Below are 23,920 nucleotides of genomic sequence, written 5' to 3'. Positions count from 1 at the left end.
TGTCCGATCGGGAAAACTTTATGATTTCCAAGGCAAGTGGGCTTCTATCTGTGTCATCATGGGGCAAGTGTTTAGAGCCGCCCTTCAAGGACGGAATGGCTTTTCACACGACGCTCCTCCTGCAATGGTAAAAATTCCTTTCTGCTCCTGTCAAAGTCCCGGTTCATGAAAACGCCCAATCGCTATCTTTCGTCACTTCCCACAACTGTGTTCACGGTTATGTCCCAGCTTGCGGTCAAGCATGATGCGATCAATCTGGGGCAAGGGTTTCCGGATACGGAGGGGCCTGCGGATATTATCGCGGTTGCCGCCGAGGCTTTGAAGGATAACCGGAACCAGTATGCCCCGTTGACCGGGTTGCCTGAGTTACGGGAAGCAGTTGCAGCGTCTAACCAGCGTTTCTATGGGCTGGAGATTGATCCCGCGACGGAAGTGGTTGTGACGTCTGGTGCGACGGAGGCTCTGGCAGCCTGTTTGATGGCGGTTGTGGAAGCGGGCGATGAAGTGGTCCTGATTGAGCCGCTGTATGACACCTATCTTCCCATGCTGAAGTTGATCGGGGCTGTTCCGAAATGTGTGCGTTTGCAGCCACCGCACTGGGATCTTCCGGAAAAGGAGCTCAGAGCCGCTTTTGGTCCGAAGACCAAAGCGATGATTCTGAACTCTCCGATGAATCCGGCGGGGAAAGTTTTTTCCCGGGCGGAACTGGACCTGATTGCAGGGTTGGTGCGGGAATATGACGCTTATGTGGTCTGTGATGAGGTGTATGAGCATCTGACGTTCCACGTGAAACATATTCCGTTGATGACGCTGCCGGACATGCGCGAACGATGCATGAGAATTGGCAGTGCGGGGAAGAGTTTCTCTCTGACGGGGTGGAAGGTCGGGTATGTGACTGCTTCCGCTGCGTTAGCGTCTGTGATTGCGAAGGCGCATCAGGTGATGGTTTTTGCCACGGCTCCTAATCTTCAGCGGGCGGTGGCTCATGGTCTGAACAAGGACGATGAGTATTATCAAGGTCTGTCAGCTGATCTGGAACTGCGCCGGGATCTGTTGCGGAATGGTTTGCATCGTCTGGGATTTGAGACGTTGCCTGCTGATGGAAGTTATTTCATCGTGGCAGACATTACGGGCCATGCGCAGGGGCGAACGGATGTAGAGTTTGCAAAATGGCTGGTTGAGCAGGCCGGTGTTGCGACCATCCCTGTTTCTGCGTTCTACGATCCTGACGGTCCGGCTGCTCCGCAAAACCTGATCCGCTTTGCGTTCTGCAAGAAGCCTGAGATCCTTGAAGAAGCGCTTTGCAGACTGGAAAAGGCTCTGTCCTGAGCCTGCCCTCTTCTCTTCAGCGTCTTGCACACTATCTCTGAACCTCGTTTCGCCCTCTCAGCCAGGAGATCAAGACCATGTCTATTGCCGCAGAAGCGCTGGGGGCTCTTGCCACAACGGATGCCCTGTTTTTCGACCGCCCCGGATCCCGACTGACGCGGGATGGCGCGGAGGCTCTGGTCGCGCAGGGGCTGGAAGGCGTGGATGATGGGGAGCTGTTTCTTGAATATCGCGAGAACGAAGGCATCTCTTTGGATGATGGTACGATCCGGTCTGCCAGCTTCACGACGTCTTCCGGATTTGGTTTGCGCGCGGTTCTGGGGACCGAAACGGCTTTTGCTCATTCGGACGAAATGAGTGAGGAGGCTCTTGCGCGCGCGGTGAGCACAGTTGGGGCTGTGCGACAAGGGCGTAGTGGCATTATGGCGCCCGGACCACGCGCTACAAACCAGCGGCTTTATGCTGATGCCAGACCTCTGGAAGGCACGGATTTTGCGGCGCGGGCGGCGGTTCTCGGCGAGATTGATACATATGCGCGAGCACTGGATTCGCGTGTTGTGCAGGTGAGCGCCAGTCTGAGTTCCGAGTGGCAGGCTGTGCAGATCATGCGTCGGGCCGATGCTGGTGGCCGGGTTGCTGATCTGCGGCCGCTGGTGCGTCTGAACGTGTCGGTTGTTGTGGAAAAAGATGGTCGCCGCGAGAGTGGTGGGCATGGGCAGGGCGGTCGATACGAGCTGTCGCGGCTTTTGGATGCCGAAACATGGAAAGCGGCTGTGGATGAGGCGCTGAGGCAGGCGCTTCTGAACCTGGATGCAGCTCCTGCGCCAGCTGGTGAAATGGATGTGGTTCTTGGTCCGGGCTGGCCGGGTATTCTGCTTCATGAGGCCGTAGGTCATGGGTTGGAAGGGGATTTCAACCGCAAAGGGACATCGTCGTTTACGGGGATGGTCGGAAAGCGTGTGGCTTCGCCGGGCGTGACGGTTATTGATGATGGCACGTTGCCGGAACGTCGTGGGTCGCTGAGCATTGATGATGAGGGAACGCCGACGGGTCGCACGGTTCTGATCGAGGACGGTATTCTGACGGGGTATTTGCAGGACCGTTTGAATGCGCGCCTGATGGGGGTGTCTCCGACCGGGAATGGTCGGCGGGAGTCTTATGCTCATGCGCCGATGCCCCGGATGACGAATACTGTCATGTTGGAAGGGAGTGCGACCACGGAAGAGATGATCCGCTCAACGAAGCGGGGTCTGTATGCGGTCAATTTTGGCGGTGGTCAGGTTGATATTACGTCCGGGAAGTTCGTTTTTGCGGCATCGGAGGCGTATCTGATTGAGGGTGGAAAGGTGACGCGGCCTGTGAAGGGCGCCACTCTGATTGGTAATGGCGCAGATGCCATGAACCAGATTTCCATGATTGGGTCTGATATGGCGCTTGATCCCGGGATCGGGACCTGTGGAAAGGCCGGGCAAGGCGTACCGGTTGGCGTGGGGCAACCGACGCTGAAACTCTCGGGTTTGACGGTTGGTGGGACGGCCTGAGGTTTCTGAATTTCCGGATTTCGAAAATATGCAGGCACGAAGGGCTGGTTGAGAGTTTAGGTGGGTCAAAAGTTGCGTAGGGTGGAAGTAATTTGTTCCATCGACCGACTTAATGATGCTGTAATATCAATATTCGTGCTTTCTTCTGCTTTTTTTGCGGTTTTCTGTTGTTTGGATAGTTTGTCGGTTTCAAAGGCTTTTTCGTCTTCTCGGCCCCTTCCTGAGCAATGGTATACGGGATCTTTAGTTTTCGTCCTCTTCAGCAGAAGCAAAAGCTGGTGTTCTTGCGGTTGAGCCACATTCTCAGGGGCTGTCCCTTCAGGGCGATTTGGTGCACTAGGAGAAATCCGGGCCTGTCACGATTCAGAGGTCAGTATTCTCAATACACACTGATTAAATATGGCCCGACAAAACACCGGGTGATGTCTCTGGATTTTTATGGAATTTGGTCCGGCTCTTATAACCTTGGTCCGGCAATAGAGTATAAATGGAACCCGGCCATAGGTTTTATTGGCGGGGTTATCGTCCCATTTACAGGACATAATGCGTCTAGAGCCATCATGTAGACTTGGAATGTCTGATTGAAGGAGGGCTACTGTTATGGGGCATAATTATGCCAAGCCGCTCACCAGCCAAGTGCGTTTGGAGCGTGTTCTTAGTCGTTTGCCTGAGGATTGGTCGTTGCGGATCGAACGGGACGCAGGACAGGGATGGCGTGTCTGGATGCAACCTCCTGCCCATGATGGGCAGTGGAGTGAACCGCACGATGTTCTTGCCGATGCAATGGAAGAAGTGTGGCGTGCGGTGAGGTAGAATTCAGAAGGCCGGGTGATAGATCAGCATTGCGAAGACACGGTTCACAAGCGGATAGACGAGGAACTGGATCAGCAGCAACAGGATCATCGGGGCGAAATCCATGCCACCTGTACTGGGCAGGATGTTCCTGATGGGAGAGAGCAGAGGTTCGACAACACGGGCCAGGGTGTTGAAGAGCGAATAGAAAAACCGGTTACGGATATCCAGAACGCCAAAGCCCAGAAGCATGGACAGGATACAGTAAGCCAGAAGGGCCCAGACGAAGGCCTGAATGATCATCAGGATAATGGCGTGCAGGGCAAGCATGCTGAAAACCTCGTCGGCAGTCGCGAAAGACCCGACAGCAGTCGGGCAGAAGCGGGTTTTGTATCTGTCTCTCCGGGAGAGGACAACTCTCTCCCCGAATGCTTGACAGAAACACTCTCTGTAAGAACTATCACAAATACCATGGGGCTGTAGCTCAGTTGGGAGAGCGCCTCGTTCGCAATGAGGAGGTCAGGGGTTCGATTTCCCTCAGCTCCACCATGGTGTTTTCTTTAACGGCGGGATGTTTGTGCACTCGGTGCGGGTTTGTGTGTCAGTCCGGAGCGAAAAGGCCCAGATCGAGGTGATGGCCGTTTGAGTAGTTCAGGCCTTTGACCCGCCCATATTCGACAACGCTCATTCCGGTTTTTTCCAGGGCATTCTTGAAAACAGTCTCGTCTTTTCGATCAACGAGCGCGAGCGTGCATTTTGGATTTTTTTGCAAGTAAAGAGCCGCTGCTTCAGGGCCGAGCAACTGGGTCTGTTCGCCTGCAAGAAAAACCAGACTTGGCTCGGAGTAAGACGTGGAAACCAGCACACTTTGATCACAGGGTTTAACGTCTTCGAAAAGGGCGGCTACCCGTGGGGCCAGACGGATTGTCTGCAGGTTGGGGATGACAGCGAGGAAAAGCCCAGCCTGTGCAATGATGGCTGCACCCATTGCGCAGAAAGCCGCCTGCTGCCGATGTTGGCGCAGAAGTAGAAAAATTGCTGCTCCCATCAACGGGAGTGAGCCACAGAGAGCTAGGCCTTCGCGCAGGGAAAAGACGTGTTCCATCTTGTAAAGCAGGACCGTTCCTGCAACGCAGAAGGCTATTCCGATCATAGCCCAGAGTGTGCCGTATAGTCCTGAAGCGGCTTTGCCCAATCGAGACAGCGTGGGGACTGACCAGACTGTTAGGGATGCTGCGGTTAGAATGGCGATGGCTGGGTAGGTTGGTAGAACATAGTGCGGCAGCTTGGTTGCGATAAGCTCGAACACGATCCAGTGGGGAATGATCCAGCTTAGCAAGAAGCGGACCTGTGGAAGTTTTCTGTTTTTCCAGATGGCCGGTAGGGCCAGAGCTGCGAAGAGCGACCCGGGCCAGAATGCCAGTGCAAATACCAGAAGGTGGAAGCCGGGAGGAAGTCCGTGTGCTTCCTGACCGTGCGCGACTTTGCCCAGAAAGTTTCGTCCGATGGCGCGTGAGAAGAATTCACCATGGCTGACGACGTCAATTGCGATGCACCAGGGAACGACCACGGCGAGCATGAGGAGCCAGCCCCAGTGGGGGCGGAGGCGAGACCACCATGTCTTGTCCCGTTCCACGCCCCAGAGTGCTAGAGGTGTGCCGAAACCGGGAATGAGAACGACTGGCCCTTTGAGCATGAGTCCTACGCCCAGAGCCAACCAGTAACCGCAGGCGACCAGAACCGGGGTGGGGATATTTTTCTGGCGATCGGTGAAGGCCCGTAGAAGCATTGCTTCAAAGCACAGCACATCAAGCAGCAGGACAGTGTCGATCGTCGCCATATGACTCTCGGCGACGAAAAGCGTTGAGACCATCAGGAGGCCAGCAGCCATCAGGCCCGTAGTTGCGCCAAATAGGACTGTTCCCATCCAGGCAGTGAGTGGAACAATGAGTGTGGCTGCGAGAAGGCTTGGAACACGGTAGGGCCAGGTTTTTCTGAGAACGTCTGGGCCCAGAAATGTTTTGGCGATTTGTGCTGAAGAGGCTTCAAGCCAGTAGATGCCTGCTGGCTGAAGGTAGCGGGGTTTATCCTGAAAACGGACATCCACGAAATTACCGGAGGTCAGCATTTGCTCCGAGGCTTCCATGTATCTCGGCTCGTCGCGATCAAGCGGAGGAAGCGTCATGCGTCCTGACAGAGCAAGCAGGAAGGTGACCAGCCCAAGGAGGGCATAGTGCCGGAATGTCAGTTTCATGGTGAGGCTCCGTTCCGGTCCATCACGGAATGGTGGACGGAGACGGGCCAAAAGACCATCCCCGATCGTGGATGGATCAGTGTTCGGTCAGATGATCGGGCAGGTGGGTACGGTTCTGCAGCCACATGACACCCAGCAGATCGCGGATGCCAACAAGGGCCCGATTGAAGTTGGTGTATTTGGAAGAACCGTGCAGTCGCGCACGATGTTGGACTTCATGGCAGATCAGCGGTGCACCGTAATGCCCGAGCAGGGCTGGTAGGAAGCGATGAACGCCCTCAAACTGCGGGATACGCAGGAACATCTCACGAGAGAAGAGCTTGAGAGGGGCACCTGTATCCGGGCAGCCATCGTTCAGAAGTCTGCGTCGCAGGCCGTTTGCCAGTTTTGTGGCGACGCGGCGCGACAGTCTGTCGTTCCGCTTGCGGCGTACGCCGACAACAAGCGGAGGTTGAGTGTTGGCTGTGCGGGCCAGTTCCAGCATCCGGACAATGGAAGACGGATCGTCCTGTCCATCACCGTCTATGGTGGCCATCCATTCCCCATGGGCCGCGGTTGCGCCTGTTCTCAGGGCTGCGGATTTTCCAAGGCGCCGTGGGTGGCTGATAATTCTGAGATTTGGAAGATACTGTTGCCGGGCTTCGAGAAGCTTCTGAACGGTGGCGTCTGTGCTACCATCATCAACAACGACAGTTTCAGTATTTTCCGGAAGGCGGTCAAGAACTCCTGCGAGTTCCTGACACACCGGGAGTATATTTTCCGCCTCGTTCAATACCGCCATGACAATCGAAAGAGTCACGGGGGCCTGCGATGGGCGGAGGGCAGTCATAGGCTCAGGCCGCGGAACGGCGGAGAGCTTCCGGAAGGTTCTGAATGCTCTGCTCAATCAACTGGGCAGCAACGTCCGGGCTTTCGGAAAGACGGGAAGCCACAACGTCGCGTGCTGCGGAAATTGCGATTGCCGTCGCACGTTCCTGAACTTCGCGAATGGCAGCACGTTCGGCGGCTTCAATGCGATCGTGAGCCATCTTCTCGTAACGAGCTGCTGCTGCTTCTGCTTCGTGACGGGCGCGTTCTGCAAGAGCAGCTGCTTCCGTCTCGGAGCGGGCGATCATGGCCTGCGTTTCAGCAAGCGTCTTCTCGCGTTCGCGGGTGGCATCTTCCAGCATCTGTTCGGCTTCACGACGAAGGCGTGCTGCTTCGTCAAGATCACGACGGACGCCCTCGGCGCGGGCATCGAGATGACTGGTGATCACGGTCCAGAGCTTGCGACCAAAGATCACAAAGAACAGGACAAAAGCCAGGGCGGTCCAGAAACGGGGTTCGTGGAACATCGTCGTCTCCTTAAGCGCTGACGCGTTTGACGGCGCTGGCGATAGTCTGCTCGTCCTGGTCCCCGATCAGGCGGGAAACGAGGTTCTGGGCGGTACCGGTAGCGATTGCGGGCAGGCTGGACAAAGCCTGTTCGCGGGACTGGGCGATCCGTGCTTCGGCGTTCGCGACGTCAGCTTCGAGACGCTTTGCGGTTTCCCGTGCGTGCGCTTCGGCGCTGAGGCGAGCCTCGTTCTGGATGCGCTCTACATTGGCCCGAGCCTGTGCGGCCGCTTCGTGGCGGGTGCTCAGAAGTTCGGCGCTTGCGCGGTCGGACTCTGCTTTCGCACGGCGGGCAATATCGAGATCATTCTGGATGCGGGTGCGTCGGTTGGACAGCACGCGCTCGATCCGCGGCAGAGCGGAGCGGCTGAGGACAATGTAGAAGCCGGCAAAAATGACGGCTCCCCAGACGACCTGTCCGATCAGCAGCGGATCATGGACGTTCAGCTGGGGCATGCCCGCAGCCACAGCTCGGCCCGGCACAGCCGCCAGCGGAGCGGCGAACAGGAAAAGACGTGGCGTGCGGTGCATGTTCGACCTCAGGCGAACAGGATCAGGAAGGCGATCAGCAGCGCGAACAGAGCAACAGCTTCCGTCAGAGCGAAGCCGAGCATGCCGAGGCCGAAAACGTGCGGGCGGGAAGCCGGGTTGCGAGCAATGGAGCTCACAAGCGTCGAGAAGATGTTGCCGAGGCCGATGCCGACGCCTGCGAGGGCGATTACTGCGATACCGGCGCCGATTTCACGAGCGGCTAGAACGTCCATGGTCAGGTTCCTTTAGGGTCGATACAGGGGTTGTGCCAAACCGCGCTCAGTGAGCGACGGCCTCGCGCAGATAGATGCAGGTGAGGATGGCGAAAACGTATGCCTGAAGCACACCCACCAGCAATTCCAGAGCCGTCAGCGCAATGTTGATCGCGATCGGGGCAACGGCCAGAATATGACCGAAGAAGCCCAGACCGGCGAGCATGATTGTGAAGCCGGCAAACACCTCGAGCAGAACGTGACCGGCCACCATATTGGCGAACAGACGGATCGACAGGCTGACGGGGCGAGAAAGAAAAGACAGGATCTCGATCGGCACGAGCAGCGGTGACAGCCATACAGGGGCGCCAGCCGGCATGAAGTGCTTGAAAAAGCCCAGGCCCTGAAAACGCAGGGAAGCCAGGATCGAGATCAGGAATACCGTGACGGCCAGCGCAAGTGTGACTGCGATATGGCTCGTGTAGGTGAAGGAGAAGGGGAGAAGGCCGAGGTAATTACCGGCGAGAATGAAAAAGAACAGAGCGAACACGAATGGGAAGAACGCTGCGCCCTCTTCACCCATTGTGCCGATGGCGAGGTCGTGAATGAAGTCATAGCCGATTTCGGCTGCGGCCTGGAGACGACCGGGAACGACAGAGGCCGGGCGCATTCCAATGAAGAGGAATGCGAGCACCAGCACAACGGCGATCAGCATGAACAGTGGAGACTGTGAGAACCGCAAAGCTTCGCCCAGAGATCCGAGAACCGGATGGAGCTCGAACTGTCCGAGCGCGTCAATCGTCGATCCGGCTGCCACGCTGGCTTCTCCCGTCATCTTTTGGCTCGGGTACCATGCCCGGCCCATTCAACACTCGCCAGACATTCATCATGCCGGCACCAAAACCCAGCAGGGCAAAAAGCAGCAGGAACAAGACCCTGTAACCCAGCCAGCGGTCAAGAGCGTAACCTAACGCCACTCCAACCGCCAGACCGGCAACAAGCTCGGTTCCAACCCGGATCGCAACACCGAAAGACGCATAAGTTGATGTGTCTTCTTCGGTGGACTTTGTGGAAAACTCTTCCGCCCGAGGGTCAAGCTTCTTCCTTGCGCGCTTCAGGCGCTCATCGAAAGAACCATTCTCATCGGAAGGGGCGTCTGCCACGCTGTCTGATCCCTTACCCTGTGCGCATCCTTCTCACCCGGAGAAAATATCCGGATTCCTTCTCAACGCAGGCGCTAGCTACCGACGAGTCCGCGGGCTGTCAATGTATTCCAGCCACGCGAAGGCCTGTAGACGCCATTTCTTCATCAACTTACCAGTCTGAGCCGTCGCCCGCGTGGGCTATCGCCTGAAGAGTGATCGAATGGCAGCATGGGAGACGGATCTTCCGAGCTGGGTTCAATCTGGGGAGCGTCAGGCATATGCTGTCCGAGATAGGCTTCGGACAATGTGCGGAAGGCGTAGTCGAGCATGGATGAGGCGTAAGCCGCACCTGGATCACCCTCGACCGTTCCGGCAGGACCGAAGCGCGTATAGGCGAATCGCTCTACAAAAGCTTCGAGCGGCGCGCCGAATTGCAGACCAATGCTGACGGCCTGACCAAGACAGTCCATGAGGCCGCGGGCCATGGGACTTTCGCGGGTTGGGATAATGCTGATTTCTCCCAGTGTGCCGTCTTCAAACTCACTTGTGCGCATGAACAGGTTATGTCCGCCAATGGCGGTTCTTTGTGTAAACCCTGTCTGCCGCATGGGGAGTGGTCGACGCACGCCGCGCTCAAGCTTTGCCCTGAGGCTGGCAAGTTCCGGTTCGGGTAGCTCTGGCAGAAAATCGACGGATTTTTCCAGAAAGCGGTGCATTGCAGCGTGAGCTTCCGGGCGCGTTGGTGGCAAAGGGGTTTCGCCAGCCAGAGCAAGAGCCAGGGCGGATTCCGGAGTCAATCCGCGATGTGCGAGGCGCGCAAGGGTTGATGCACGGAGGTGACCGTCATCCCGCAATGGGGAGAAAACAGGAGCCAGTCCGCAGGCTTCCACACCAAGAAGTGCATCTACGGCACCGGGAGCGGAAAATCCTGTTTCAATCGGGGAAAGGTGACGCCCTTCCTGAATTGCGCAGGCTTGTGCGGCCAGTCCTCGAAGATCGGGAAGGGCCTTGCATTCCGGAATGGATGGCAAGGGGAGGTCTGTGCCCGCGCGGGCTATGCTTGTAGCGAGGGCGGCAATGGCCTTTGCGGCATTGCGTCCGTCTTCGCTGTCATAATCCAGCCCCATAGAAGCCAGGCAGGCATCCAGATCCGTGAGCAGAAGAAGGCCAGCGGATTCTTCTGAGGGATTGACTGGCAGGTCGAACAGCGGAAGTTCGCCGGTGCGTTCGATCCGTGTGGTTGCGTGTAGTCGACGCAGGGAATCACAGGCCAGTTTGAGGCAGGCGACAAAATGTTCGGGCGCGAAGCCATCATCCTGCACGAATCCGGACAGGCGAACGATAAAGCCGGGTGCTTCGTCGGTATGGCGTTCCCAAAGGGCAATATTGGGGGCCAGTTGTCGCATAAGAAGAAGACATGACAGGCTGCGACCCGGTGATGGGGTGTTAGCTGGTGTGCCCGGGAGTGGTGGGCAGGCGTCAATCATATCAACCCAGCGTGCAGCCTCCGTTGAAAGACGGAGAGGCCCACCACTTTGTGTGATCTGGGTCAGAGCCTGGGCGGCGTCATCCTCCCAGGCAGCCGGAAGGGTGACGGAGCGCGTGGCGCTGTCGTCCGGATCGGTCGTGACCCGAAGCGTTCGCATCCGAACGCCGGTCCAGTGAAGACGGGCTGTCATGCTGCGAATCTACGCTTCGTCTCTGCGGCTCGGAAGCCGGAAAACAAGCCATTTTGCCGTGTTAATGGGTGGGAACATGGGGATATGGGGGATAACATTTTCAGAGGGGGATGATCTCTGTTTCTCAAGGGAGGGTTGGACGGACGCCACGGAGTCCGCTAGTGCAGGAAAATGATTTTTTCGAAGGTGACGTCATGAGCGCAGCCATGGGAACAGCGCGTCCTGCCGCTCGTCAGGACCGGCTGGAACTGCTTGCCGGACTGCTGGTGCTGGTTTTTCTGGCCGGAATGCTTGTTCTGGCCATGCTGGGGCATCATCAGAGCAATGATGGGGGCTACCAGGTCCATGCGTCTTTCAGCCAGATTGATGGTCTGAATGTCGGTTCGGATGTCCGTCTTGCGGGTATTACGGTTGGGCATGTGGCGTCGGAAGTGGTTGACCCGAAAACCTTTCAGGCGAAGGTGACGTTCACGTTGTCGCCGGATGTGAAGCTGCCGACGGATTTGCTGCGATCGTTACGTCTGATAGCCTTCTGGGTGGGAAATATATTGCGCTGTCTCCTGGGGGCGCTGATGCGACGGTCAAGGCTGGTGGTGCTCTGACGGAGACGCAGGGGTCCATCAGTCTGGAACAGCTTCTGAGCAAGTTCATTTTCTCCGTGACGGATACGCTTCAGAAGGCCCAGAAGACGCAGGGTGCTCAAACGCAGAAGCCTGCTGGCAGCTTGTCGGACGAGCCGTGACATCGGCTGATTTCCCTTGGCTGGATCACGATGGGCAGCCGGTGGCCTGTGTTGAGAAGGTGCGCGTGCTGCGGGAAAATGATTCCGAGCTTCGGCAGGCTCTTCAGGATGCATTTGAGGATGGAATTCTGATGGGCGTTTCGCCTGAGGCGATGTGTCGGTCCTTTACTGTGATGCTGGCAGATCTTGTGGATCCGACTGCCAAGGGAAAAGAGTGATGATGGTTAAGCGTTCTTTTTCTGTTGGTGTGGTGCTTCTGATGGTTGGCGCATCATCATGGGCTCAGGCTGCAGTTGGGGTTGCACCTCCCGCAATGTATCCGGCTGATCTTTGGCAGGGTCGTACACAGGCAGTTATTCGTGTTCTGAACCGTCTGGACGCACATATCGAGACGTTGACTGTTCCGGTCGGCGGGACTGCGACTTACGGGACGCTTTCCGTGGCTGTTGAAGCCTGTGTCAGCCGGCCTGAAACGCTTCCGGCGGATGCGGGTGTTCTTTTGCATCTTCGTGACACGGGAGATTCTGCGCGTGCGCCGTTCGATGGGTGGATGCTGCAGAATGAACCGTCTGTCGCGACTTATGGCAGCCCCCTGTATGATGTGCGGGTTGTGTCCTGTGCTGGAGACAAGGTTGCGCCGGATACGGGTCCATTGCCGGCCATAAAAACGCCGCAACTCACTGACACAAATGCACCAGAGGAAGAAGGAGGGGATGATCAGTCTCATTCCTCGCCGTCCTCTGAAGGGGGGCCGGTGCCTTTGGCTCCGGATACGCATTCCCCCATTCCTCTCGCGCCTCCAAGCGGTGGGGCACAGTCTCTTGTGCCGTCTGCGCCGCAGGCTCCGCCTTCCGGGCAACCGCTGCCCCCTCCTGAGGCTGATCCCGGTCTCGAGTAAAGGGAGAGTGGCGGAGCGGGGATAATCCTGACACTGGAAAGAGATAACTGACTCATGATCCAGGTTCCTTTTCCGCCTTCCAAGGCAGCGCTGCTGCTGGACTTCGATGGAACGCTTGTTGATATCGCTCCGACACCTGAAAGCGTTATTGTTCCTGCTGGTTTGACGGAAGATCTGCTTCGGCTGAAAGATCTTCTGGGTGGGGCTCTGGCGATCGTGACAGGGCGGCCGATTGCGCAGATCGATCATTTCCTTCCCGGAATTCCGTATGCTGTTGCAGGTGAGCATGGTGTCGCTGTGCGCAAGTCACCGGTGCACGATGTTGATCATCGGGTTCTGCCTGCTGTTCCCGCGGACTGGCTGGGCGGCGCGGAAGACATTGTGGCGCGGTATCCAGGTGCCAGTGTTGAGCGCAAAAGAGCAGGGATGGTTCTGCATTATCGGCAGAATCAGGATGCGGAACCGGCCTTTCGGTCTCTGGTTGGTGATTGGGCGGCTGAGCCGAATGGTTTTCGGCTTCAGGATGCGCATATGGCCATCGAGTTGCGCCCGCTGGGGGTGGATAAGGGAGGAGCGGTCCGTGAACTGATGGCTGAAAATCCTTTTCAGGGCCGGTTGCCACTCTTTGTCGGTGATGACGTTACAGACATGGATGGAGTGAGGGCTGCCCGCCAGATGGGGGGTGATGGCTGGCTCATTCCTGATGATTTTCCTGATGCAGCCACATTCCGCCGATGGCTGCATGATTTGTCGGAGGGACATGGATGGGGCGCCTGATTGTTGTTTCCAATCGTACACCAGCGCCCGGAGAGCGGACGCAGCCTGCCGGGGGGCTGACTGTCGGGCTGTATGATGCGGTTCAGACGCGTGACAGTTTGTGGTTCGGGTGGTCTGGTGAGCAGGATGACGCCGCGATGGAGCATCCTGTTACGGAAGAGCGCGTGGGAAATGTGACGTACGCCACATTCGACATGACGCCACGGCAGTATGACCGGTTCTATCTGAACTTCTCGAATGGTGTTCTCTGGCCGCTCTGTCATTACCGAACACAGCTCATGCGTTATACGCGTGAGGATTGTGAGGCGTATTACGAAACCAATGCCGTATTTGCGGATCGTCTTGTGCCTCTTCTTAAAGAAGATGATACGATCTGGATTCACGATTATCATCTCTTTCCGCTGGGGCAGATGTTGAGAGATCGTGGCGTTACGGGGCGGATTGGTTTTTTTCTGCACATTCCGTTTCCGCCCTGGAGTGTGGCGCGTCTCCTTCCGCAGTTGAAGAGATTGCTGGAAGGGCTTGCGGGATGCGACAAGATTGGGGTTCAGACGCCTGAGGATGCCCAGAATTTGCGGGGATGTTTCGAAGCGTCGGGCCTGACGGCAGATGTTGAGGCTGTGCCGATCGGGATTGATCCGATCCGGTTCAGGCAGCAGGCGATTGAGAGTGCCGCAGCAGAAGAGGTCGAACAGATTGTCGACAGTCTTGTTGGCAAGCGTCTGATTATCGGTGTGGACCGTCTGGATTATTCCAAGGGTCTTCCGGAGCGGATGCGTGGCTATGAAATGCTGTTGAAGAATTATCCGGAGTATCGTGGAAAGGTCACGTTTCTTCAGATTACGCCGGTGTCACGCACAGGTGTCGAAAGCTATCGGCTACTCAAGGAAGAGCTGGATGGGTTGGTCGGGACGATCAACGGCGCTTATGGCACGCCGGATTGGGTTCCGATCCGGTATACGACCTGGCCGATTTCCCGGAATGTTCTGGCGGGGCTCTATCGGGTCTCGGATGTCGGGTACATTACGCCGCTGCGCGATGGTATGAATCTGGTCGCCAAGGAGTTTGTGGCGGCGCAGGATTCCAAGGATCCTGGTGTTCTTGTGCTGTCTCGTTTTGCGGGAGCTGCGCCTGAAATGCCAGAAGCGTTGCAGGTGAACCCTCTGGATGCCGAGGGGATGGCAGATGCGCTTCATGCAGCACTGACCATGGACGTGGAGACCCGTCATGAGGCATGGTCCGCGCTCTATGGCGAAGTGTCCCGCAATACGGCGGGAAGCTGGGCCAAACAGTTTCTTGATAGCCTGGAGGCTTCCCGACCATGACCCTGACTGGAACGAAACAGCCCGATATGACCAGGATTCTGGGAGGGTTGTTCGTTCTGGCTGGTCTGGCTGCTTTGGGGACCGCTTGGTTTGCAGAGCACAGGCTTTTGCTTGCGCCCTGTGAGCTTTGCCTTTGGGAGCGTCGGCCATGGCGTGTTCTGATTGCGATTGGGGTTCTGACTCTTGCCGTGCCGCGGCGTTATGCACGCTATTCGGTGTTGGTCGGGCTGGTGTGTGTGGCGGTCAGTATTGGTTTGGCGGTTTTACACGCTGGTGTGGAACACAAATTCTGGCCGAGTCCGGCTCCTGAATGTCGTGCGCCAGTTTTCCATGGGGGAAGCTTCAAAGACTGGATGGCGTCCATGCCATCGCGTCCGAACAAGCCTTGTGACTCCCCGGATTATCTGTTCGGCCTTCCTGTTTCCATGACGGAACTGGGGGGGCTGTATGCCGTCGCTGTTTTTGTGTTGGGTAGCCTCGGAACCGTACGGTTGTTTCGGTCCCGAGGCTGAAGTCTTCAGAATCTCGGGCGACCTCGGCCGAAGATCAGGCTGATGACCAGCAGAACGAGGAAGATGAAGAACAGGATCTTGCCGATATAGGCGAAATCTGCCGAAATTCCTCCGAAGCCCAGGACGGCGGCGCAGAGCGCGAGGATGAGGAAGACAATTGTCCAGCGAAGAAGATCCATGGGTAATGTCTCCTGTGTCATGATGTTCCGTCCATTGGAGGAACGGGGATGAGCAATGCAGAACGGCGCAATGTCATTCCGGTTCAATTTCGCAACGGCGCTTTCATGACGACGGCACTCAATACATGATCCGCCTCCCAGGTTTTTCTGTCCCGAAAGAAGCAACATGACCGGATTCCGCTCTCTCTATCATCAGGGCTTTGCGCGGATTGCAGCCTGTACGTTGCCTGTTTCGTTGGCCGAGGCGCAGGTCAACGCAGAGCGGGTTCTGGAGGTTTTAAGAGACTGTGACCGTCAGCGGGTTGCTGCTGTTGTTTTTCCAGAGCTTGGGCTGACCGGGTACACGCTTGATGATCTTCGGTTCCAGGATGTGGTGCTGGAGGAGGCGCGGTCGGCCCTGATCTGGCTCGCGGAGCAAACGGCGTCTCTCATGAGTGTCGCTGTTGTGGGCGTGCCGCTGTGTTGCGGGGATCTGCTCTATAATTGTGCGGCTGTTCTGCATCGCGGGCGTATTCTTGGTGTTGTTCCAAAATCCTATTTGCCCCGGTATCGGGAGTTTTATGAGCCGCGCCAGTTTACGCCGGGATTGGGGACGACGGGTAGTATCCGGATTGGTGGGACGGAAGTGCCGTTTGGGTCTGATCTTCTGTTTGCAGCGGAAGATCAGACCGGGCTGACACTGGGCGTTGAGATCTGTGAGGATCTGTGGGTGGCCAATCCGCCGAGTGGTCGTCTGGCGCAGGCCGGTGCGAGCATCATTCTGAACCCGTCTGCGTCTCCGGTGACGATCGGGCGGACGGATGATCGATCGCTGCTGTGTCAGGCGCAGTCCATGCGAACGCTGACGGCTTATGTTTATGCGGCAGCTGGAGAGGGAGAATCCACGACGGATCTTGCCTGGGATGGGCAGGTCTCCATCCATGAGAATGGACGTCTTCTGGCACAATCAGACCGTTTTCCTCAGGGAGAGCGGCTTGTCGTTGCGGATGTTGATCTGGATTTGTTGCGGCAGGAGCGTTTGCGGACAGGCCAATTCGGGGTGGGATGTGAAAGTATCCGCACGATTGGTTTCGAGCTGGGAGCGCCTGTTGAGGATCTTGGGTTGAAGCGGGACGTCCCTCGTTTTCCGTTCGTGCCGTCCGACGTGAAAACGCTTGCTCGGGATTGTTATGAGGCTTGGACCATTCAGGTCAGCGCGCTGTGCCAGAGGTTGAAAGCCAGCGGAGCGCAACGGGCCGTTATCGGTGTTTCGGGGGGGTTGGATAGCACGTTAGCTCTTCTGGTTGCTGTGAGGGCGGCAGATGAACTCGGTTGGCCCCGAACGCATGTGTTGGCTTACACAATGCCGGGTTTTGCGACAGGCACTGAAAGTCGTGGGTTGGCGCATGCTTTGATGGATGCGCTGGGCGTGGAGTCCAATGAACTGGATATCCGACCGGCTGCGGAGACAATGCTGGAGGGGATTGGTCACCCGTATGCAGAGGGGAAACCGATTCATGACATTACGTTCGAAAATGTTCAGGCAGGGTTGCGAACCGATTTCCTGTTCAGGCTGGCTAATCACCGCAATGGGATTGTGATCGGTACGGGCGATCTGTCCGAGCTGGCGTTGGGTTGGTGCACATATGGCGTGGGAGATCAGATGTCCCATTACAATGTTAATGCCGGAATGCCGAAGACGCTGATTCAGCATGTTATCCGATGGTTGGTGCGGGAAGGCGAGTTGGGGGCTGGCACCGCTGAAGTTCTGGAGAAGATCGTCAGCGCTGAAATCTCGCCAGAGCTGGTGCCGGATACGGGGCAGGGTATTCAGAGTACGGAGCAGAGGATTGGCCCCTATGCCCTTCAGGATTTCACACTGTTTTATGTTCTGAGATATGGTTTTCGCCCGTCCCGTATCGCATTTCTGGCCGAAAAGGCGTGGGGAGATGTTACGACGGGCTCCTGGCCTGCGCATTATCCGGAAGATCGGCGGATTTCTTATGATCTGGCGGAGATCTGTCACTGGCTTGAAGTGTTTATTCTCCGGTTTTTTGGGACCAGTCAGTTCAAGCGTTCAGCTATACCAAATGGGCCAAAAATCGTTGCTGGAGGCTCTCTTTCGCCGCGTGGGGACTGGCGAGCTCCATCGGATGGTAACGCACGATCCTGGCTAAAAGAGCTAAAACAGAACACGGCTATGTGAACTTTCAAACTTTTCGGGGGTTGGGGGTTCCGTACCGTGGCTTTCATGCCAATATGTGGAACACCATTTTATCTAACGGAGATTTGTCCGTCATGGCTTACGCTACGACCAATCCTTATACGGGTGAAACGCTCAAGACTTTCCCGGAAGCGACCGATCAGGAAGTCCAGCAGGCAATCACCGACGCGTATGAGGCTTTCAAAAGCTGGCGCGATGTATCTTTTGCAGACCGCGCCAAGGTCATGAGTGCTGCTGGTGCGATCCTGCGCCGCGATATTGATAAATATGCCAAGCTTCTGACCCTTGAAATGGGCAAGCTTTATGAAGAAGCCAAGCTGGAGACGATCCTCTCCGCTGAAATCTTCGAATATTATGCCAAGAATGCTGAAGAGCTTCTGAAGCCGGAGAAGCTTCCGGTTGCTGATCCGAAGGAGGGCGAAGCCATCCTGATCCATCAGCCGCAGGGTATCGTTTTTGCGATCGAGCCCTGGAACTTCCCATATTACCAGATCGCCCGCATCATCGCGCCGCAGCTTTCTGCCGGTAACACGGTTCTGCTGAAGCATGCTTCCAACGTTCCGCAGTGTGCGGCGATCTTCGACGACCTGATGGTTGAAGCTGGCCTGCCAAAGGGTGCGTTCAAGAACCTGTATGCGGCTCGCCATCACACGGAAGTCATCCTGAATGATCCGCGTGTTTGTGGTGTTGCTCTGACGGGTTCTGAAGGAGCTGGCGCCATTGTTGCCAGCACGGCTGGTAAGGCTCTGAAGAAGGCCACAATGGAACTCGGCGGTGCTGATGCTTTCGTGGTTCTGGAAGATGCCGACGTTGAGAAGGCTGCCAAGTGGGCCGCTTTTGGTCGTCACTGGAACGCCGGTCAGGTTTGCGTGTCGTCCAAGCGTCTGATTGTTGTGGATTCGATCTACGACCAGTTTCTTGAGATCTACAAGGCTGAGGTTGCCAAGCTGAAGGCTGGCGATCCGATGGATCCGTCCACGACGCTGGCTCCGCTGTCTTCCCAGAAGGCTGCTGACGATCTGAGAGCTCAGGTTGAAGAAGCCAAGAAGCATGGTGCTGTTGTTGAAGTAATTGGTGCACCGGTTCCGGAGAAGGGAGCATTCTTCCAGCCGCTTCTGATGACGAACCTGCATGGTGACAATGAAGCCCGTCACTGGGAGTTCTTCGGTCCGGTCACCCAGCTTTATCGTGTGAAGGATGAGGCTGAGGCGATCCGCGTTGCCAACGACTCCCCGTTCGGTCTGGGTGGCTCTGTCTTCACAAAGGATACGGCTCGCGGCGTGAAGGTTGCTGAGAAGATCTACACCGGCATGGTCTATGTGAACCATCCGACGATGGTGAAGGCTGATCTGCCGTTTGGTGGCGTGGCCCGTTCTGGTTATGGCCGTGAGTTGATCGGTCTGGGGATCAAGGAATTCGTCAATCACAAGCTGATCGACGTTGTTGATATCGACGCTCCATTCTGAGGTTGTGATGGTCAGGGGAAACTCTGGCCGTTCAACCAGAGAAAAACCCCGGACAGATTATCTGTCCGGGGTTTTTTATTGTCATTGGGAAAGTGTTTAGAGGCGTTGTTCTGGGGCCTCTGCCGTCAAATTAATCCATGGGTGACGCGATTTGACGTAGCTGACGACGCGCGCCTTATGAGCGGCCTGCTCCGTAGAGAGATTTGTCATGGAATGAGTGTGCTGGCGGTAGTCGGCCAGAATGACTGGAACCTGACGGCCAGGCAGGCCAAGTTCGGCTAAAGTGCACCAGAGATCAAAGTCTTCCCATCCCATTGCTTCACGTGAAACATAATAGCCGCCAGCGGCAGCCCAGGCCCATTTTGCAATCATTGCCATGGCATCCACGCGGTTTCCCGAGACGAGTGAAAGTGGATTGAAAGGAAGGTCGCCAAGGACTGCAAAAGGGCCTTTGCCTGGCGAGACGTCCTGAGGGCTAAGCGGGATTGGCCCATTTTCGTTGAAGCACTGGATAATGGGATAAGCGTAAGCGATTCCGAATGCCATGGCGGCGTGAAGGGTTTCGCAGGCATCAGGGCGCAGAAGATTGTCTGCATCCAGTTGCATGACGCAATCTGTCTCTGCGGTATCCATTCCAATGTTTCGTGCTCCTCCCAGTCCGGCATTGCGGAGAGAGCGCTTCAGGATCAGTCTGTTGAAGCGTGTTACATTTCGCTCCATCCAGAGGCGTATCAGGTCTACGGAGCCATCTGTTGAGCCGTCATCAACCACAATCAGATCAAGTTGAGAAAGTGTCTGAGCGGAGACAGAATCCAAGGCATCCAGAATGTAGTTGTTGTAGTTGTAGGATGTGATGACGACGGTGACGTCAGCTTCTCCAAAAACGTCGTGATGGAAAAGTGTTTCGTGCTCTGGGATAACGGGTAGAGCGCGCGGTTGCAGATGTTTGCGGGAAAGAAGCAGTTCGCCCGCTTCGGCAGCCTCTTCGTCTCCCTGCAGGGAGGAAATGGCAAGTTTCATGCGGCGCGCCTGTGCCTCCGGGCTGAAAGGCCACAGCACGTCATGATAGGCATCGCGCGCCATGCGCTGTCGTAGTTCTGGGTTATCGACCAGCGCAAGAAGTGCGGTAGTCCATTCGGCAGGTGTTTCGGCAAGAAAGCCTGTTATGCCGTGACGCACCAGCTGTTTGAATGGGCCTGTTGGAGATACGACGGAGGCGCTTCCTGAGAGGGAGGCCTCCAGAAACTTGATCTCACTTTTTGCTTCGCAAAAGACATTCCCGATTTCGAGGGGGGCAATAGAAATATCAAACCGTCCGAATTCATCGGGAATATCTGGGAGAGGAACTGTTTCCCGCCATTCGATCTGGCTGCTCAGGTTCTGGAATTCTGGAAACTCTTCCAGAAGGAGCATGGGGGACTGACTGTCTTTCTCCCGAAACAAAACCAGTCTGACGTTTGGGCGATGTGACAGAACATGTGCGATAGAAGGGGCGGCTACGGCAAAATCACGCTGATGTGTTCTGGTGCCGGTGGCGTATCCGATGCGAATGAGGGTGTCGCCAGCCGCAGAAAGGTGAAGTCCCTCTTGAAGGCGATGTTTCAGACGGGAGCGGCGCAGAGTATGTTTGTCATAGGTATTGGGAAGGATGTGTACCACCGGCTGCAATTTATGCATTGCGTGGGCGAGTTTCCGGGTTGTGGCTGCCCCCTGATCGCAACGCATCAAGGTTCGGCGAACATCCGTAAAGAAATCTTCCATTCTTTCCTCGGTGATTCCGATCGACCGGATACCGTCAATCAGATCTATGCGCGCATAGTGAGGAATGAAAACGATGTCGTCGGCATCGAATATGGTTTTGACGTTCTGCTGCTGGGCCAGATCAAGCATTGTGCTGACATGCCCACTGTATTCTACCCGCCAGAATATCATGACGTCTGCCCAGCAGATATCATCGTAGCTCACGTTTGCACAATCCTGAACGCGAGCTTCGAAACCGGCGTGGCGTGCGGCTTCGGCGTTTCGGTAGCAGCGATAAATCACGCCCGGTGTGTTGGCTTCGCCTGCAACAAAGAGGACACGTGTTGTCGCTGAAGGAGAGGGAATGTCTTCGTTAGAGGGCAGAGCGAGATCTACGGAAGATGTTTCTGCATCGGCTGATGTGGGTTCAGACGGGAAAAATGTTGGGTGTGTGAGAATATCTCGTAGGATGGGCGGTTCGGGGAGTGTGGGTACGTAAGGGATGAAAGGTGTCCGTAGAGCTCTCAGTAGCCTGCGCCAGACAGGTTTGGGGTGATAGAGCAACTCTCTCAGAGCTTCCAGCGCCTGATGGCTTAGTGTGAGTTTTGTACTGAATGCCGCACAGACCTGTTGAGCGTCTATGTAAGATTGTTCAATTTCTTCTCGTCTGAGAGAGGAAATGTGAAGTTCATATTTGATATTATCAAGCTCCTTTTGAATATTATTTAATTTGGCATGAATAATAATGTTTTCAGATTGGAGAAGGTGAGATTTTTCAGAAATAGACTGAATAATAGAGGCTTGGGTAGAAATATTTTGTGTTGAGGCGCGTGTATCGATTCGAAGAGAACGTGTGGTTTCTTCTGCACTGTGAAGGGCAGTGATTGCGGTAACGAGTTTATCGCGGGCTCGACGTCCTTCCAGATCGTGGGCGAGAAGCTGGCGTAATTTTTGACGGAACTGGTGCGCAGGTTCAGATATCTCATTTAGAAAAGACAGGGTGGTATTCTGAGAGGAAATTCGAACATCCAAACAGTCTGAAAGAAATATGAAATCTTTTTCTGTATTGAATTTTGGGCCTACAAGCAGAGTGCTTGCGGAATTTTGATCTGGAACAGCCTCGTGAGCGTAATGACAAAAAAGAGAAATTCCAGTTTTTTGTGTGGTCGTGAAGATATTTCTTAGCTCTGGGATGAAATTTTTTTGAAATTCTTGGAGATTTAGGCCAATATTTCTGTCTAATTCAGTGGATAGAAATATGAACGGCTGATTCGAGCGGGCATTTTTTTCTAAAGTGACCAGCCAACACAGAAAGCGTATGGCCTGTTCATTATACGCAGACGCGTTATTGGCTGCCCTCGGTGATTCTACTGAGAGGAAGAGTGCCAGTTCGGCCAGAATCTGATCTTGATGAGCGGGAAACATGCTGGATGAATGATCAATCACGGTATGCAGCTTAAGGATTCTGGAACAATTTCACAGAGAGATGTGAAGCAAAAAATTGAAAAATAGTTCACAATACTCTATTTTTTATGGAGTATTAAAATTTTTGCAACACAGAAGCTCGGTAAATTTTATATAATCATTGCAACCTTTGGTAAAATGCAATCTTGTGATGTGGGGCATTCCTGCCCCGGCTCATTCTGCAGCTTAGGTGGCTGAGTGGGAAAGAAGCACTGTTTGCGGGTCTGTGTGTTGCCCGATGAACGTGGGTAGAGTCGTGCGGGGACCAAGGCAGAATCCTGATTGCTTTTTGGGAGGCGGCTTTGATATATGCAAGACTCGTCACTCGATCATTTGGGTGGTCTGAGGGCCGCCAGTGCGAGGCAATCTTTGTTTAGGAGTGCATGGTAATGGCAATCACTACCGTGGTTGGCGCCTCCGGCCAGATCCTTGCGGTCACGGTCGATGGTGCACAGGCCCAGGCTCTGGCCAATCAGTATTCGTCTGCTATCTCAGGTGTGAGCGGTCTGACGAGTTACGATCTGGTTCCAGGAAGCAACAGTTCATTCTCTGCGGGTGTTTCTCAGGGTGTCATTACCCAGAGCGGCAGCTACAGCATTAATGGCGACGTCCAGTATATCGCTGCAGGCAGCTATGCCGCGCAGGATACGCTGACTGGCTCCGTAGCGATCGATCTTAGCAAGAACACGGCATCTTCCGTTAGCCTGCTCACGGGCGCATGGGATGGTGTTTCTGTTGTTGCTGGCAATCAAAGCGGCTCGGTCGTCAGTAGCGTTGGAAACAACTTCTTCCTCGGAGCGGGTAAGACGGGTAGCTGGAACATCGTTACGGGTTCTGGAAACGACACGATTCTCGGCTCTAATGGTAACAATACCATTGATGGTGGAACGGGTAATAACCTGATCTATCTGGGTAGTGGCACGAACGTTGTCCGTTCTGAAGGTCAGGACACGATTGATGGCAGCAACGGTACCGACACCGTTACCCTGCTTGGTGGCAGCTCGGTTGTTAACCTGCATGCAAATGCAACGGTTTATGACACGACAGGCTCCAACAGTGTAACCGTTGGTAACAACAGCTTCATCACGGGCGGTAGCTCCAGCACGTACTTCACGACTGGTGCCAGTGCCACTGTTTCTGGTGGTCTTAACGACACCATTTCTGCTGCAGGCGACCTTCAGCAGATCCGGGGTACGGGTAACACGATCAGCGTTGATGGTTCGTTGTCCTTCCTCAATGGTACGGGTAACACGACCATCACGGCAGGCAATGCAACCCTGTTCGGTGCATCTGGCCTGAATGTTCAGTTCGATGGCACATCCGGTTACAGCCTGTTCGTAGGCACCGGTGGTGACGAAACGATTTCTGCTGCGTCTTCACACGGCGTTCTGGAAGCGTTTGCATCCAACGGCGGCAACACGACGATCATTGGTGGCACGGGCGCAGACACGCTTGTTGCTGGCTCCGGCAATGCAACCTTCACGGGTGGTTCGGGCGGTTCCAATCTGTTCGCTCTGAACGGTGGCCTGGCTGGCGGTGACTACACGATTACCGACTTCGGTAGCGCTGCTGGTAACCTCGTGGCTCTGTATCGGTATGGCTTGCAGAATAACGATGGTCTGCAGAACGTTCTGAGCGCAGCGACTGTGGCTGGTGGTAACACCACCATTGCTCTGAATGACGGTTCCAAGATCACCTTCGTTGGTGTCACGGATCTGAAGGCTTCGGACTTTACTCTGAGCTGATCTGGTTTGTTA

General features: G+C 55.5%; 22 protein-coding genes, 1 tRNA gene and 1 pseudogene. 13 read left to right on the top strand and 11 right to left on the bottom strand.

Going from position 1 to position 23,920, the window contains the following annotated elements; all coding sequences use genetic code 11:
* Positions 1–165 precede the first annotated feature (165 nt).
* The 3 genes from AC3B6F_RS06160 to AC3B6F_RS06150 all read left to right on the top strand — a co-directional run bounded on the left by AC3B6F_RS06160 (position 166) and on the right by AC3B6F_RS06150 (position 3,683).
* Positions 166–1,329 carry an aminotransferase gene (locus AC3B6F_RS06160; protein WP_489823706.1) on the top strand — a complete coding sequence of 388 codons (1,164 nt, stop codon included), beginning with the start codon at positions 166–168 and terminating at the stop codon, positions 1,327–1,329.
* A gap of 77 nt (positions 1,330–1,406) precedes the next feature.
* A complete protein-coding gene (gene tldD, locus AC3B6F_RS06155) occupies positions 1,407–2,870 on the top strand; it encodes a metalloprotease TldD (protein WP_489823705.1) in 1,464 nt (487 codons plus the stop codon).
* 600 nt (positions 2,871–3,470) lie between these two features.
* Complete coding sequence (locus AC3B6F_RS06150) at positions 3,471–3,683, top strand: hypothetical protein (RefSeq protein ID WP_062022902.1); 213 nt, start codon at positions 3,471–3,473, stop codon at positions 3,681–3,683.
* Between the two features lie 3 nt (positions 3,684–3,686).
* Here the strand turns inward: AC3B6F_RS06150 and AC3B6F_RS06145 are convergent, their stop codons facing one another.
* Entirely contained in the window at positions 3,687–3,992 is a 306-nt protein-coding gene (locus tag AC3B6F_RS06145) for a YggT family protein (protein ID WP_010504486.1), read from the bottom strand.
* A gap of 143 nt (positions 3,993–4,135) precedes the next feature.
* On the opposite strand from AC3B6F_RS06145, the gene AC3B6F_RS06140 reads away from it, so the two are divergent.
* Positions 4,136–4,211, top strand: a tRNA-Ala gene (locus AC3B6F_RS06140).
* Positions 4,212–4,263: 52 nt separating this feature from the next.
* Here the strand turns inward: AC3B6F_RS06140 and AC3B6F_RS06135 are convergent.
* The 8 genes from AC3B6F_RS06135 to AC3B6F_RS06100 form a co-directional block, all read right to left on the bottom strand.
* Positions 4,264–5,916, bottom strand: a complete 1,653-nt coding sequence (locus AC3B6F_RS06135; protein ID WP_489823704.1) for an ArnT family glycosyltransferase — start codon at positions 5,914–5,916, stop codon at positions 4,264–4,266.
* A 76-nt stretch (positions 5,917–5,992) separates the two neighbouring features.
* Entirely contained in the window at positions 5,993–6,745 is a 753-nt protein-coding gene (locus tag AC3B6F_RS06130; RefSeq protein WP_489823703.1) for a glycosyltransferase family 2 protein, read from the bottom strand.
* A gap of 4 nt (positions 6,746–6,749) precedes the next feature.
* On the bottom strand, positions 6,750–7,250 hold the full coding sequence (locus AC3B6F_RS06125; RefSeq protein ID WP_023944425.1) for a F0F1 ATP synthase subunit B: 501 nt from the start codon (positions 7,248–7,250) through the stop codon (positions 6,750–6,752).
* A gap of 10 nt (positions 7,251–7,260) precedes the next feature.
* A complete protein-coding gene (locus AC3B6F_RS06120; RefSeq protein WP_061929101.1) occupies positions 7,261–7,821 on the bottom strand; it encodes a F0F1 ATP synthase subunit B family protein in 561 nt (186 codons plus the stop codon).
* Positions 7,822–7,829: 8 nt separating this feature from the next.
* The gene (locus AC3B6F_RS06115) at positions 7,830–8,054 is read right to left on the bottom strand and encodes an ATP synthase subunit C family protein (RefSeq protein ID WP_010504497.1); all 225 of its coding nucleotides are present in this window, start codon (positions 8,052–8,054) and stop codon (positions 7,830–7,832) included.
* A gap of 46 nt (positions 8,055–8,100) precedes the next feature.
* The gene (locus tag AC3B6F_RS06110; RefSeq protein ID WP_010504500.1) at positions 8,101–8,850 is read right to left on the bottom strand and encodes a F0F1 ATP synthase subunit A; all 750 of its coding nucleotides are present in this window, start codon (positions 8,848–8,850) and stop codon (positions 8,101–8,103) included.
* Positions 8,828–9,196, bottom strand: coding sequence for an AtpZ/AtpI family protein (locus tag AC3B6F_RS06105; protein ID WP_282858123.1), 369 nt, complete (start codon positions 9,194–9,196; stop codon positions 8,828–8,830). Before AC3B6F_RS06105 ends, AC3B6F_RS06110 begins: the two co-directional genes overlap by 23 nt.
* Before the next feature lie 146 nt (positions 9,197–9,342).
* Complete coding sequence (locus tag AC3B6F_RS06100) at positions 9,343–10,857, bottom strand: TSCPD domain-containing protein (RefSeq protein WP_489823702.1); 1,515 nt, start codon at positions 10,855–10,857, stop codon at positions 9,343–9,345.
* A gap of 194 nt (positions 10,858–11,051) precedes the next feature.
* Between AC3B6F_RS06100 and mlaD the strand changes: the two are divergent.
* The 6 genes and pseudogenes from mlaD (at position 11,052) to AC3B6F_RS06070 (ending at position 15,111) form a co-directional block, all read left to right on the top strand.
* Positions 11,052–11,599, top strand: a pseudogene (gene mlaD, locus AC3B6F_RS06095) (outer membrane lipid asymmetry maintenance protein MlaD).
* Positions 11,596–11,817, top strand: a complete 222-nt coding sequence (locus AC3B6F_RS06090; RefSeq protein ID WP_489823701.1) for a hypothetical protein — start codon at positions 11,596–11,598, stop codon at positions 11,815–11,817. The pseudogene mlaD and the gene AC3B6F_RS06090 overlap by 4 nt, the downstream one beginning before the upstream one ends.
* Complete coding sequence (locus AC3B6F_RS06085) at positions 11,817–12,497, top strand: DUF2155 domain-containing protein (RefSeq protein WP_489823700.1); 681 nt, start codon at positions 11,817–11,819, stop codon at positions 12,495–12,497. Before AC3B6F_RS06090 ends, AC3B6F_RS06085 begins: the two co-directional genes overlap by 1 nt.
* Positions 12,498–12,551: 54 nt before the next feature.
* Positions 12,552–13,274, top strand: a complete 723-nt coding sequence (otsB, locus tag AC3B6F_RS06080; RefSeq protein ID WP_023944430.1) for a trehalose-phosphatase — start codon at positions 12,552–12,554, stop codon at positions 13,272–13,274.
* On the top strand, positions 13,262–14,599 hold the full coding sequence (locus AC3B6F_RS06075; RefSeq protein WP_489823699.1) for an alpha,alpha-trehalose-phosphate synthase (UDP-forming): 1,338 nt from the start codon (positions 13,262–13,264) through the stop codon (positions 14,597–14,599). Before otsB ends, AC3B6F_RS06075 begins: the two co-directional genes overlap by 13 nt.
* On the top strand, positions 14,596–15,111 hold the full coding sequence (locus AC3B6F_RS06070) for a disulfide bond formation protein B (RefSeq protein ID WP_061929098.1): 516 nt from the start codon (positions 14,596–14,598) through the stop codon (positions 15,109–15,111). Before AC3B6F_RS06075 ends, AC3B6F_RS06070 begins: the two co-directional genes overlap by 4 nt.
* A gap of 5 nt (positions 15,112–15,116) precedes the next feature.
* On the opposite strand, the gene AC3B6F_RS06065 is transcribed toward AC3B6F_RS06070, so the two are convergent.
* On the bottom strand, positions 15,117–15,290 hold the full coding sequence (locus AC3B6F_RS06065; RefSeq protein ID WP_026017668.1) for a DUF1328 domain-containing protein: 174 nt from the start codon (positions 15,288–15,290) through the stop codon (positions 15,117–15,119).
* Positions 15,291–15,456: 166 nt separating this feature from the next.
* Here AC3B6F_RS06065 and AC3B6F_RS06060 point away from each other — a divergent pair, with 166 nt between their 5' ends.
* Positions 15,457–17,475, top strand: coding sequence for an NAD(+) synthase (locus AC3B6F_RS06060; protein WP_489823698.1), 2,019 nt, complete (start codon positions 15,457–15,459; stop codon positions 17,473–17,475).
* Between the two features lie 92 nt (positions 17,476–17,567).
* A complete protein-coding gene (locus tag AC3B6F_RS06055; RefSeq protein WP_489823697.1) occupies positions 17,568–18,959 on the top strand; it encodes an NAD-dependent succinate-semialdehyde dehydrogenase in 1,392 nt (463 codons plus the stop codon).
* A gap of 96 nt (positions 18,960–19,055) precedes the next feature.
* Here the strand turns inward: AC3B6F_RS06055 and AC3B6F_RS06050 are convergent, their stop codons facing one another.
* Complete coding sequence (locus AC3B6F_RS06050; protein ID WP_489823696.1) at positions 19,056–21,263, bottom strand: glycosyltransferase; 2,208 nt, start codon at positions 21,261–21,263, stop codon at positions 19,056–19,058.
* Between the two features lie 1,289 nt (positions 21,264–22,552).
* Between AC3B6F_RS06050 and AC3B6F_RS06045 the strand changes: the two genes are divergently transcribed.
* The gene (locus AC3B6F_RS06045; RefSeq protein ID WP_426067257.1) at positions 22,553–23,908 is read left to right on the top strand and encodes a beta strand repeat-containing protein; all 1,356 of its coding nucleotides are present in this window, start codon (positions 22,553–22,555) and stop codon (positions 23,906–23,908) included.
* Positions 23,909–23,920 lie beyond the last annotated feature (12 nt).

This window comes from Gluconobacter sp. ESL1110, assembly GCF_058107395.1.
The sequence above is the reverse complement of the archived record's forward strand: the minus strand, read 5'-3'. Positions and strand labels throughout refer to the sequence as shown.